General features: G+C 74.6%; 9 protein-coding genes. 4 read left to right on the plus strand and 5 right to left on the minus strand.

Annotation, left to right across the window (positions count from 1 at the left end):
• Window positions 1-2: 2 nt before the first annotated feature.
• The 4 genes from ACGFI1_RS20390 to ACGFI1_RS20405 all read right to left on the minus strand — a co-directional run bounded on the left by ACGFI1_RS20390 (window position 3) and on the right by ACGFI1_RS20405 (window position 4977).
• The gene (locus ACGFI1_RS20390; RefSeq protein WP_392787076.1) at window positions 3-737 is read right to left on the minus strand and encodes a DUF899 family protein; all 735 of its coding nucleotides are present in this window, start codon (window positions 735-737) and stop codon (window positions 3-5) included.
• An 88-nt stretch (window positions 738-825) separates the two neighbouring features.
• On the minus strand, window positions 826-2043 hold the full coding sequence (locus ACGFI1_RS20395; protein WP_392787078.1) for an RNA polymerase sigma factor: 1218 nt from the start codon (window positions 2041-2043) through the stop codon (window positions 826-828).
• Window positions 2040-2375, minus strand: a complete 336-nt coding sequence (locus ACGFI1_RS20400; RefSeq protein ID WP_392732547.1) for a YciI family protein — start codon at window positions 2373-2375, stop codon at window positions 2040-2042. Before ACGFI1_RS20400 ends, ACGFI1_RS20395 begins: the two co-directional genes overlap by 4 nt.
• 19 nt (window positions 2376-2394) lie before the next feature.
• Window positions 2395-4977, minus strand: coding sequence for a phosphoenolpyruvate carboxylase (locus ACGFI1_RS20405; protein WP_392787530.1), 2583 nt, complete (start codon window positions 4975-4977; stop codon window positions 2395-2397).
• Window positions 4978-5110: 133 nt separating this feature from the next.
• Here ACGFI1_RS20405 and ACGFI1_RS20410 point away from each other — a divergent pair, with 133 nt between their 5' ends.
• From ACGFI1_RS20410 to ACGFI1_RS20425, 4 genes are all read left to right on the plus strand, one after another.
• Window positions 5111-6703 (plus strand): acyl-CoA carboxylase subunit beta, encoded by a 1593-nt coding sequence (locus ACGFI1_RS20410; protein ID WP_138641634.1) that lies wholly within the window; start codon window positions 5111-5113, stop codon window positions 6701-6703.
• Window positions 6704-6731: 28 nt separating this feature from the next.
• Complete coding sequence (locus tag ACGFI1_RS20415) at window positions 6732-6974, plus strand: acyl-CoA carboxylase subunit epsilon (protein WP_138641635.1); 243 nt, start codon at window positions 6732-6734, stop codon at window positions 6972-6974.
• Window positions 6975-7104: 130 nt separating this feature from the next.
• Entirely contained in the window at window positions 7105-8160 is a 1056-nt protein-coding gene (locus ACGFI1_RS20420; protein ID WP_301175183.1) for an NYN domain-containing protein, read from the plus strand.
• A gap of 269 nt (window positions 8161-8429) precedes the next feature.
• On the plus strand, window positions 8430-9632 hold the full coding sequence (locus tag ACGFI1_RS20425; RefSeq protein WP_392787533.1) for a YncE family protein: 1203 nt from the start codon (window positions 8430-8432) through the stop codon (window positions 9630-9632).
• Here ACGFI1_RS20425 and ACGFI1_RS20430 read toward each other — a convergent pair.
• Window positions 9629-12679 (minus strand): hypothetical protein, encoded by a 3051-nt coding sequence (locus ACGFI1_RS20430; RefSeq protein ID WP_392787080.1) that lies wholly within the window; start codon window positions 12677-12679, stop codon window positions 9629-9631. The genes ACGFI1_RS20425 and ACGFI1_RS20430 overlap by 4 nt on opposite strands.
• Between the last annotated feature and the right edge of the window lie 51 nt (window positions 12680-12730).

Here is a 12730-nt window from a genome sequence, read left to right on the forward strand (position 1 = left end):
GCTCAGGCGGCGCCCAGGTCGTCGGAGTGGCCTGCTCGCAGGCGGGGCCACTGGGCGGTGGGACGGCCGTCGGTGCGGAAGAAGCCGCCGTCGACCGAGCCCGCCCTGGGCCAGCCCGCGGGTGAGTCCTCCCAGGTCTCCTGGCGGCCGTAGACGGTCATGTCCATCAGCGAGTAGGCGATGTCCATGGCCTCCACGCCGCGGCCGTTCGTCCAGTAGGTCTCGAAGACCCGGTCGCCGTCGCGCAGGTAGCAGACCAGGTGGAACATGCCCGCGGTGCGGCCGGTCAGCAGGGTCTCGGCGGGGTCTTGGACGGAGTACCAGGGCATGGTCCAGCCCATGAAGTCGCGGTACCGGACGCTCTCCTCGTAGGGGCCCTGGCAGAACGTCGCGTAGGTGATGCCCGCGGCGTGCAGGTTGGCCAGCTCGCGGACCTGGCCGTTGTAGTACGTGCAGCCTTCGCACTGCTCCGCGGCGGGGTGGCCTGTGTGCCACATCATGTAGTAGGCGATCAGCCGGCTGCGGCCCTCGAACGCGTCCAGCAGGGTGAGCGGGCCGTCCGGGCCGGTCAGCGGGGCCTTGGCGTCCACCTCGACCATCGGCAGCCGGCGCCGGGCGGCCGCGATCGCGTCGCCCGCGCGGGTGTGCGCCTTCTCGCGGACGCGCAGCGCGTCCAGTTCGGCCTGGAAGGCGGCCCGGTCGACCACGTCGGGCAGCGGAGTCGTGTCGGTGTCCATGGGATCTTCCCTCGCTCTCGATGGACTTTCACCCCACCGACGAAGGGCGGCCGCCCCGGATCGACATCGCCGGGAAAAAATCTTGGAATCAGAGTTCGCGGAGGCGTCCGGCCAGGTAGCGGCGCTCGGCTTCGGTCGGCGCCAACTCCAGCGCCTCCTCGTACGCGGCCCTGGCCTCGGCGGGACGGCCCGCCCGGCGGAGCAGGTCGGCCCGGGTCGCGGGGAGCAGGTGGTAGCCGGCGAGCCGGCCGGACGCCGTCAGCTCGTCGACGAGGGCCAGCCCCGCCTGGATCCCGTCCGCCATCGCGATCGCGACGGCGCGGTTGAGGTCCACGACCGGGGACGGGGCCAGCCGCGCCAGTTCGGTGTAGAGCGCGGCGATCTGCGGCCAGTCCGTGCTCGCCGTGTCGGGCGCGGTGGCGTGGCAGGCGGCGATCGCGGCCTGCACCTGGTACGGCCCGGGCCGCCGCAGGGCCATCGCCCGGTCGAGCACCGCCACCCCCTCGTCGATCAGCGCGCGGTCCCAGCGGGAGCGGTCCTGGTCCTCCAGCGGGACGAGCACGCCGCCGGCCGTGCGGGTCGCGCGCCGCGCCCCGTGCAGGAGCATCAGCGCGAGCAGGCCGCTCGGCTCGGGTTCGGACGGCATCAGCCGGACGAGCACGCGGGCGAGGCGGACGGCCTCGGCCGCCAGGGGGCGGGCCGGGTCCGGCTCGCCGTACCCCTGGTTGAAGATCAGGTACAGCACGGCGAGGACGGCGTCGAGCCGCTCCGGGAGGAGCTCGGCGGGCGGCACCCGGTACGGGACGCCCGCCTCCCGGATCTTGCGTTTGGCGCGGACGAGGCGCTGCGCCATCGCGGGCTCGGCGGTCAGCAGGGCGCGGGCGATCTCGGCGGTGCTGAGCCCGGCCAGCGTGCGCAGGGTCAGCGCGACCCGGGCCGGGAGCGGCAGCGCCGGATGGCAGCAGGTGAAGATCAGCCGCAGCCGCTCGTCCGGGATGTCGTCGTCCGGCGGCGGGCCGGGGTCGCGGGCCGGGGCGGCGAGGGCGCGCAGCTTGGCCGCGCCGGCGGCGTCGCGGCGCAGCCGGTCGACGGCGCGGTTGCGGGCCGCCGTCGTGAGCCAGGCGCCGGGGCGGTCCGGGACGCCGTCGCGGGGCCAGGTGGCGAGGGCGGCGGCGAACGCGTCCTGCGCACAGTCCTCGGCGAGGTCCCAGTCCCCGGTCAGGCCGATGAGGGTCGCGACGACCTGGCCCCATTCGTCCCGGTAGGCGGCGTCGACCGCCGCGCGCACGCCGTCCGGCGCGGTCATTCCCAGACGGGACGGACCTCGACTCCGCCCCACCGCGCGTAGGGATGGCCCGCGGCGATATGGATGGCCTCGTCCAGATCGGCGCACTCGATGATCACGACGCCGCCGACGAAGTCCTTCGTCTCGGCGTACGGCCCGTCCGAGACGAGGGTCTCCCCGTCCCGGACCCGGACCGTCGTCGCGTCCGCGACGGGACGCAGCCGCACGCCGAAGCGCTCCGCGCCGCGCCGCTCCAGGTCGGCGAGCCACGCCCGGTGCCCCGGGTCGGCCGCGATCTCCGCGTTGGACGGCGAGACCTTCTCGTCGTCGCAGATCAGCAGTGCGTACCTCATGCAGCCGATTCTGCCCCGGTCAGCCGGTGTTCTGGAGGCCGGCGGCGACGCCGTTGACCGACAGGAGGAGCACTTCTTCCAGGTGGGCGCGCTCGTCGTCGTTCTCCACGCCCGCGCGGAGGGCCTTCAGGGCCCGCAGTTGCAGGTGGGAGAGGGCGTCCACGTACGGGTTGCGCAGCTCGACGGCGCGGGACAGGACGCGGCGGTTCTCCAGGAGGCGTTCGTGGCCCGTTACCGCGAGCACCAGGCGCCGGGTGCGGTCGTACTCGGCCAGGACGGTCTCGGAGAGTTCGGGCCGCTCGCCCAGGGCCAGGTAGCGCTCGGCGATCGCCCGGTCGGACTTGGCGAGGCTCATCTCGGCGTTGTCGAGGAGGGTGTTGAACAGCGGCCACGCCTCGTACGCCTCGCGGAGCTCGGTGAGGTCGCGGCCGTCATCGGAGACGGCGGCAAGGCCGCTGCCGAGGCCGTACCAGCCGGGCAGGTTGACGCGGGTCTGCGTCCAGGCGAACACCCAGGGGATGGCGCGCAGGTCCTCCAGGCCGCGGGCGGCCTTGCGGCGGGCGGGACGGGAGCCGATGCGCAGCTCGGAGATCTCTTCGAGGGGGCTCACCCGGGCGAACCAGACGGCGAAGTCCGGGGTCTCGATGAGGGCGCGGAACGCCGACCGCGCCGCGTCGCTGATCTTGTCGGCGAGCGGGCGGAACCGGGCGGCGGCCTCGCGGGCGCGGTCCTGCACGGGGTCGGTCGAGGCGAGGAGGACGGCGCTGGTCACCTGCTCGACGTGGCGGCGCGCGATCTCGCGGTGGCCGTAGCGGGCGAAGATGACCTCGCCCTGCTCGGTGACCTTGAACCGGCCCGCGACCGAGCCGGGCGCCTGCGCGAGGATCGCGCGGTTCGCGGGACCGCCGCCGCGGCCGAGCGAGCCGCCGCGTCCGTGGAACAGCGTGAGCTTGATGTCGTGGCGGGCCGCCCACGCGGCGAGGGCCTCCTGCGTGTCGTACAGGCGGAGGGTCGCGCTGGTCGGGCCGAGCTGCTTGGCGGAGTCGCTGTAGCCGAGCATGACCTCCAGGCGGCGGCCGGTGTCGTCCAGGCGGCGCCGCACGGCGGGGATCTCCAGCATCCCGTCCAGGACGGCCGGGGCGTGCTCCAGGTCCTCGCCGGTCTCGAACAGCGGGATGACGTCCAGCACCGGCGCCCCCTCGCCGAGGGACTCGGCGAGCGCGTGCACGTTCGCGATGTCCTGGGCGGAGCGGGTGAACGAGACGATGTAGCGGTGGCAGGCGCGGACGCCGAAGCGCCGCTGGATCCAGGCGACGACCCGGAGGGTCTCCAGGATCTCCTCGGTCATCTCCGACCGCTCGCCGTCGAGTTCGGCGAGGGCCCGCTCGTGCAGCTCGGAGTGCTGGCGGATCTCCAGCTCGGCGAGGTGGAAACCGAACGTCTCGACCTGCCAGATCAGCTGCTGGACGCGCCCGTACGCCTGCCGGACGGCGCCCGCGGCGGCGAGGGAGTCCTGGACGGCGCGCAGGTCGGCGAGCAGCTCCTCCGGGGACGCGTAGGCCAGGTCGGCGTTGCGCTCCCGCGTCGCGGCGATGCGGGCCGCGGCGTGCAGCAGGAGCTGGCGGTGCGGCTCGCCCGGCGAGCGCTTGGCGATCTCCGCGATCAGGCCCGGCTGCGCGGTGCGGGCGGCGGCGAGGGCGTCCAGCAGGCCGGGCGAGGCGGGCGTGGTCGTCTCGTGGACGGTCAGCTCCCGGCCGATCCGGGCGGTCGCGTTCTCCAGCGCGTGCAGGACGTGCTCGGCCTGGATCATGACGGCGTCCCGGGTGACCTGCGCGGTGACGTAGGGGTTGCCGTCGCGGTCGCCGCCGATCCAGCTGCCGAACCGCAGGTACGGGTGCGCCTTCGGGGGCCGGGTGCCGGTCTCCGCGCCGTCGAGGGCGCGGTCCAGCGCCCGGTAGATGTGCGGGACGACCCGGAAGATCGTCTCGTCGAACGCGGCCATCGCGGTGCGGACCTCGTCCAGCGGGTCGAGCTGGGTGTGCCGGCGCAGCGCCGTCCGCCACAGCAGGTCGATCTCCTCGCGGAGGCTGCGCTCGGTCTCCTCCCGCTCCGACGCGCCGGGCGCCTCGTTCAGCCGGGTCAGCAGGTCGCTGATCCGCTGGATCGCGGTGACCACGGCGCGGCGGCGCGCCTCGGTCGGGTGCGCGGTGAAGACGGGCCGGAACTCCAGGCCCTCGACGATCTCCGTCGGCCGGCCGTCGCCGGACGCGCGGATCTCCTCGATCGCGGCGGCCACCGACCCCGGCACGGTGTCGCCGGTGTCGCGCTCCCGCAGCGTCCGGATGCGGTGGTGCTCCTCGGCGAGGTTCGTCAGGTGGAAGTACACGGTGAAGGCGCGGGCCACCAGCCCGGCGCGCTCCAGCGTCCAGCCGTCGACGAGCGCGGCGACCTCGTCGATGCCGGTCTCGCCGCGGCGCGCCGCGATCACGGCGTGGCGGAGCCGTTCGACGTCGTCCAGCAGCTCTTTCCCGCCGTACTCCACGAGCCCGTCGCCGAGCATCGCGCCCAGCAGCCGGACGTCGCGGCGCAGCGGCTCGGGCATGTCCTGCCGAAAAGTTTCACGCGTCTTCGTAGCCACCCGACCAAGCCTAACGAGCCAGGCCGGGGCGGGGTTCGTCCCGGTCACCGGCACCCGGCCGCAAGAGCCGCATCAGTCGCCGGTTACCCTGACCGGCATGGCGACGGAAGCCCCTGAGCCCCCCGTGGACTACGACCTCCACACCACGGCGGGGAAGATCGCGGACCTGGAGCGGCGGCGCTACGAGGCGGTGAACGCCGGATCCGCGCGCGCCGTGGAGAAGCAGCACGCCAAGGGCAAGATGACGGCCCGGGAGCGGATCGACGCGCTGCTCGACCCCGGTTCGTTCGTGGAGTTCGACGAGATGGCGCGGCACCGCTCCACCAACTTCGGGATGGAGAAGAACCGGCCCTACGGCGACGGCGTCGTCACCGGCTACGGCACGGTGGACGGGCGCCCGGTCGCGGTGTTCAGCCAGGACTTCACCGTCTCCGGCGGATCGCTGGGCGAGGTCTTCGGCGAGAAGATCTGCAAGGTCATGGACCACGCGATCAAGACCGGCTGCCCGGTGATCGGGATCAACGACTCCGGCGGCGCGCGGATCCAGGAGGGCGTGGTCGCGCTCGGCCTGTACGCGGAGATCTTCAAGCGGAACGTGCACGCCTCCGGCGTCATCCCGCAGATCTCGCTGGTCATGGGCCCGTGTGCGGGCGGCGCGGTGTACTCCCCGGCGATCACCGACTTCATCGTCATGGTCGACCAGACGTCCCACATGTTCATCACCGGCCCCGACGTGATCAAGACGGTCACCGGTGAAGAGGTCACGATGGAGGAGCTGGGCGGGGCGCACTCGCACAACTCCAAGTCCGGCGTCGCCCACTACCAGGGGTCGGACGAGGACGACGCGATCGAGTACGTCAAGGCGCTGCTGTCGTACCTGCCGTCCAACAACCTGTCGGACGCGCCCGCGTTCGACGTGCCGGTGGACGTCACCGAGCTGGACGAGGAGCTCGACACCCTCATCCCCGACTCGCCGAACCAGCCCTACGACATGCACACCGCGATCGAGCGGGTGCTGGACGACGGCGAGTTCCTGGAGGTCCAGGAGCAGTTCGCGCCCAACATCATCGTCGGGTTCGGCCGCGTCGAGGGCCACTCGGTCGGCATCGTCGCGAACCAGCCGATGCAGTTCGCCGGGACGCTCGACATCGACGCGTCCGAGAAGGCCGCCCGGTTCGTCCGGACCTGCGACGCCTTCAACATCCCGGTGCTGACCTTCGTGGACGTCCCCGGCTTCCTGCCCGGCACCGACCAGGAGTGGAACGGCATCATCCGGCGCGGCGCGAAGCTGCTGTTCGCCTACGCCGAGGCCACCGTCCCGCTCGTCACGATCATCACGCGGAAGGCGTACGGCGGCGCCTACGACGTCATGGGGTCCAAGCACCTCGGCGCCGACATCAACCTGGCGTGGCCGACCGCGCAGATCGCGGTGATGGGCGCGCAGGGCGCGGTCAACATCCTGTACCGGCGCGAGCTGGCCGCCGCGGACGACCCGGACGCCCGCCGCGCCGAGCTGATCACCGAGTACGAGGACACGCTCGCCAACCCCTACATCGCGGCCGAGCGCGGCTACGTCGACAACGTGATCAAGCCGTCGGAGACGCGCGGGCAGGTCGTGCGGGCGCTGCGGTCGCTGCGCGAGAAGCGCAAGACGCTGCCGCCGAAGAAGCACGGGAACATCCCGCTGTGACCCGGACTCTCCTGGAAGGCCGGTTTTCGTGAGCTCCGAGCAGAAGCCGTTCCTGCAGATCGTCCGGGGCGACCCGGGGCCGGAGGAGATCGCCGCGCTCGTCGCCGTGCTGACCGCCCGCGCGCAGGCCGCGGCGGCGGCGCGGGACGGCGGCGGCCCGGCCCGCCCGTCCCGGTGGGCGGACCGGTCCCGGCTCGTCCGCAACACGTTCGCGGGCGACCTCGGGCCGCGCGGCCCGGGCGCCTGGCGGGCGAGCGCCCTACCGCGCTGACCTGCCCGATGAGCCGCGGCGCGGCCCGCCCGCGGCGGGCCGCGCACCGACTCCCCGCGGACCGCCCGCAGCGAGATGTAACCGTGGTTCGCACCCAGTGGGGGCCTCCGCACGAATAAGGTGGAAGGCCATGGCCACCTCGGAGTACGTTGCCCAGCCCGCGCGATACGCCATCTTCGTCGACGCGGGATACCTTTACGCGGCCTCCGGTGCGCTGCTGCTCGGCTGCGGATCCCGGCGCGAGTACCGGGTCGCCGCCGAGAAACTGATCAAGGCGCTGACCGACCACGCCGACGGGCAGCGGCGCGGCGAGCTGCTGCGGGTGTACTGGTTCGACGCCGCGCCGAAGAAGCAGCCGACGGTCGACCAGCGCGTGATCGCCAACCTGCCGCTGGTGAAGCTGCGGCTCGGCAACCTGAACGCGCAGGGCCAGCAGAAGGGCGTGGACGCGCAGCTGCGCGCCGACCTGGAGGCCCTCGCCCGGCACCGCGCGATCACCGACGCGGTGCTGCTGGCCGGCGACGAGGACATGCTGCCCGCCGTGGAGGCCGCGCAGCGCTACGGCGTCCGCGTGCACCTGTGGGGCGTCGAGCCCACGCACGGCTCCAACCAGGCCGAATGGCTGGTGTGGGAGTCCGACACCGTCGAGGTGCTGCCCGCCGAGTTCCTCCGCCCGTACTTCACCAAGGCCAAGGTGCTGCCGGTGCCCGCGCCGGGCAGCGCCGCCGCCGTCCGGGACGCCGCGGCCGCCGCGCAGCGCGCGAACCCCGTCCCGTCCCCGTCCCAGGTGTTCGCGGGCAAGCCCCCGTCGGTGAAGCCGGTCCCCGCCGCCGTCCGCGCGACCGTCCCGGTCCCGGGCGCCGCGACCCCCGCCACCGTCGCCGCCTCGCTGAACTCCACCGCCGCCCAGACCGACGGCAAGCTCGGCCCCGACCGCGACCACATGCTGGAGATAGGCGAGCACGTCGCCCAGAAGTGGATCTTCGAGCGCGGCCGCGACAACATCCGCGACCTGCTCCCCGGCCCCATCCTGCCGCCCGTCATCGACAAGGAACTGCTGATCGAGGCCGAGAAGGAGCTGGGCTCCTCCCTCCGCCCCTACCAGGAGGCCCGCACCTGGCTCCGCGACGGCTTCTGGGAACGCGTCTACCGCGAATTCGGCATAGGAATCGGCACCTCCGACTGACCGGCGCCTGGAGCGGAGCGCCAGCGGAGCGGAAGGCGACGGGCAGTCGGAGCCCCTCGGGGGTGTGGGGGTCGTCCCCCACAGGCAACAGCGACTGACCGGCGCCTGGAGCGGAGCGCCAGCGGAGCGGAAGGCGACGGGCAGCCGGAGCCAACCGGGGGTGTGGGGGTCGTCCCCCACAGGCAAGAGCGACTAGCAACAGGCGTCGGTAGATACGTTTTGCTGTTGGGCGGACACTGAGCGTCGCCGGTCGGTAGGGTCCGGCCGTGATGCGGGCACGAGCACGGGCCGCCGCGCTGCCGTTCGCCGCGGCCCTCACGATGGCGTCCGGGGTGCTGGCCGGGTGCGAGTCGCCCGTGCCGTTCCACCGTCCCGCGGAGCCGTCCGCGGACGATCCCGTGGTGGGGCTGGGCGGGCCGGCGCCGTACCAGCGGGTGCGACCGGACGGGAAGCGCGGCGCGGCCGATCCCGGCGGGGTGCCGCTCGCACCAGCCGGCGGGCGGGTGTACGCCGCGACCGGGCCCGGCATGATCGCGCCGAACGCGCGCGGGCTGCCGCCCAGGATCTACGTCGCGAACGGGCGGTACATCGACGTGGTCGATCCCGCCGCGGCCCGGGTCGTCGGGCGGTACCGCACGGGGGCGGCGGCGTCGCGGGTGGTGCCGTCGTGGGATCTGCGGCGGCTGTGGGCGGCCGACCGGCGGCGCGGCCTGCTCGTCCCGATCCGGCCGCACGGCGGGCGGCGCGGGCGGCCGGTGCGGGTCCCCGGTCCGGCCGGGCTGTACTTCACGCCGGACGGGCGGGACGCCCTCGTCCCGGCGCGCCGGCCGCGCCGTATCGACGTGCGCGACCCGCGCACGATGGCGTTGCGCGCGTCGGTGCCGATGCCGTGCTCGGCGGGCCACGCCGACTTCTCCCTGCGCGGCCGGTCCCTGGTCGCGACGTGCACGGCCGCCGGTGAACTGGCACTTGTCGATCTGGCCGGGCGGCGCGTCGCGGGGACGCTGCGGCTCCCGGAGGGGGCGCGGCCCGGTGATCTGCGGCTGTCGCCCGACGGCACCGTGTTCCTCGTCGCGGACGCGGCGCAAGGCGGGGTGTGGCTGGTCGACGCGAGGCGGTTCGCCCTGCTGGGGTTCGTCCGGACCGCGCCGGGCGCTCGCGGCCTCGCGGTCAGCCGCGACGCGCGGCGGCTGTTCGTGGTGGGCGACGGCGCGCTGACCGCGGTCGACTTCCGCACGCGGCGTGTGGTGTCTCGGTGGCCGCTGCCCGGCGGCGGCTCCCCCGTGCCGGGCGGCGTGTCGTCGGACGGGACGAGGCTGTGGCTCGCCGACCCCGCCGGGACCGTCTACGCCGTGTCCACCCGCACCGGACGCGTCCTGCGGACGGTGCGGGTCGGCGGCCGTCCGGCGGGGCTGTGCGTCCACCCGCAGCCGGGCCGGTACTCGCTCGGCGGCACCGGCCTCTACCGCTAGCGCGACCCGACGCGGTGCCAGTCGGGGACGAGCTCCTCCACCAGGGCCTCGGTCTCCGGCTGGAGCTGGTCGAGGTAGGGGTCGCGGGCGATGCGGGAGCGCAGTTCGTCCACGACCACCCTGACCTGCGCGACGTCGCCGGTCGCGTGGGTCGCGCGGAGCAGGTCGCGCCACAGGCCCTCGTCGTCGGACGCGAGCCGCAGCCCGGCGCGGGCGGCGCTCACGGCGCCGCGCGGGTCGCCCTCCTCCAGCCGCAGCACGACGAGCCGGTGCGCGACGTCGATGATCCGCGCGGGCGTCTCGTACTCCAGGTCGTGGTTCGCCAGCCACGCGTACCGGCCGCGGGGCCGGTCGGCGAGCAGCGGGCCGCGGACGAGGTCCAGCGCGTACGCCATGTAGGCGGTCTCGGACGCGGGTTCGGCCGCCGACCGCCACACCAGCCAGCGGAACACGGCGATGTCGACCCGCACCTCCGAGCCGAGCCGGATCCGGCCGCGCTCGTCGTGGTACAGGTTGGGGCGGCCCCGCGCGTCCCGGCCGAGCCAGTCCGACACGCGGGCCACGGTCGCGTCGCGGACGCCGGCGCTGGCGCCGCGCGGCCACACCGCGCCGGACAGCACCGTCGGGTGGACGCCCTCCGGGTGCGCGGCGAGGAACACCAGCACCTCGGTGCAGAGCTCGCGGCGGCTCTCGTCCATCGGCCCCGGCGCGTCGACCTCGATGGGGCCGAGCAGCCGGATGTCGACCGAGGACTGCTGCGCCGTCGGCGGCTCGGCGCCGCCGGCCAGGCCGGGCAGCTGCACGGATTCGAGCCGCCCGGCGGTGCGGAACAGCTCGAACACGCCGCGGTAGTCGTCGTCGCGGACGAGCTGCGCCTCGACGTCGAAGCCGAGCACGCCGGCCTGGAGGCGGCCGGCGGCGTCGACGTCCCAGGTCCAGGTGGCGCCCTGCACGTCGCCGGGGACGATGTAGCCGGCGGCCATCCGGGTGCCGGTGCGGGCGAGCGCGACGAGCCGGTCGGCCTCCTGCTCGTCGGGGCGGTCCGCCATGATCAGGTAGTGCGGCATCCACGCCTCGCCGAACACGCCGCGGCAGCGTCCGGTGAGCACGGAGTCGACGCCGGACGCGGCGAGCGCCTGCCGCACCTCCTCGCTGCGCCCCTCCAGCTCCGGCAGCGCGTCGTGCAGGGTCGGGACGGCGCGGACGCGGTCGGGGGCGATCTCGGTGAGGCCCTCGCCCAGCTCGGCGCCGAACCCGACGAGCGTGATCCGCATGTGGTCGGACCAGCGGTTGGTGGCCAGTTCCAGCGCGATCGCCGACAGGGCGGCGCGGCGGGCGTCCTCGTCGCCGCGCAGCGCGATCAGCCCGTGCGCGGCCTCCAGGTCGACGAGGATGCGGCCGTTGGCGTTGGTGCCGATCGACACGAGGCCCGGGTAGGGGGCGAGGACGTCGCCGAGGTCGGACGCCTCCAGCATGGGCAGCGCGTCGTCGCGCAGCCGCCACACCTGGCCGTCGTCGAACGCCTGCCAGGGGGCGGGCGGGTTGCGGTCGGCGGGCGCGATCCACAGGTCGAGGCTGCCGCGCCCGATGTGCACGCCGTAGACGGTGGGGAGCGCGCGGCCGCCCGCCGCCATCGACTTCGACATGTGCCGCAGCCCGAGGTCGAGGAGCGTGGCCGCGTCGTCGTCGGCGCCGATGCGCAGCGCCCGCTCCGCCTCGGCCGCCGCCCCCTCGGGCCGGACGACCATGTGCCCGAACGCGCGGTTCCACAGCTGGGTGCGGCGGCGCCGGCCGAGCACGCCGAGCAGCCCGGCGGCGATCAGCGACGCGGCGGCGAGGCCCTGCGGCCAGCCGAGGTCGAACGCGGCGCCGGTGTCCTCCTGCTGCTGCCCGACCTGGCCGGGGACGTCCGCGCCGCCGCTGCCGGCCTGGCCGCCCATCTCGCCGGACGGGCCTTCGGCGTGCGCGGGCGGGTGCGCGGGCTCCGACTCGCGCGGCGCCTGCTGCTCCGGCGTCCGGCTCTGCTGCGGCGCCGGGGTGTTCTCGGGCGCCGGGGTCTGCGTCGCGGGAGGCGCCTGCGAGGCCGGAGGCTGGGACGCGGGCGGCTGCGTCGCGGGGGGCTGGCTCGCGGACGGCTGGGTGGGCTGCTGCTGCTTCGGCGGGGCCGGGGCGGGCTCGGGCGCGGGCTGCTCCGGCTCGTCCGGGACGGCGTGCCCGTACCGGAAGTAGTCGTTCAGGTCCTTGACCGGGATGACCTTCGCGCCCTTGGCGTCCGCCGGCATCTCCAGGATCCAGCCTGGACGGATCAGGCTCGCGATCGTCAGCCGCGTCCCGTCCGGCTGGATGTGGTTCTTGTTGAGGGCGTAGATCTCCTTGTAGCGGCGGCCTTCGCCGAGGCATTTCTCGGCGATCTCCCACAGGCTCTCGTGGTGCCGGCCCTCCGGCGGCTGCACCCGGTAGATCTTCGTGGTGGCGGACTTCTCCACCGGGTCCGCGGCGAGGTCGGCCGCGACCCGTTCGGCGGCGGCCGGATGCTCGGGGGCGTCCGCGACCTGGCGGAACCCCTGCGCCTGCGGCTGCGCCTGCACGGGCGCCTCGGCGGCCGCGGCCGGGCGCTGGGAGAGCCCGGCGGCCGTGAACGCCGGCATGATCGTGGTGGTGGCGGTGAACAGCAGCAGCGCGGCCACGACGAGCCGGTGCACGAGCGACTGCGTGCCGCCCGCGAGCGGCACCCGCGCGGGCACGCCGACGCCCCGCACCCCCGCGTACACCTCGACGACGACGCACGCCGCGAGCTGCAGCCAGGCGAGCCACACCAGCGCCACCAGGATCGCGATCAGCGAGCCCGGCCCGACCTTCTGGGTGAGGTCGGACGCGGTCGGCAGGTGGTCGGGCAGCGGCGACCCGAACGCCGTGAACAGCGCGAACGGAACCCCGACGAGCAGTGCGGCCAGCGCGATGACCGCGCCGATCCCGGCCAGAACGTCGCCCGCGCCGCGGCGCCCGTTCACCCGGACGGGAGCCCGCCGACCATGCCGCGTCACCATCGCGTCCCTGCCGTTCCGCCGGAGGTCGCCCTCATCGTAGACGTGTTGTCG

The organism is Actinomadura geliboluensis (assembly GCF_043197915.1).
GTDB classification, from domain to species: domain Bacteria; phylum Actinomycetota; class Actinomycetes; order Streptosporangiales; family Streptosporangiaceae; genus Spirillospora; species Spirillospora geliboluensis.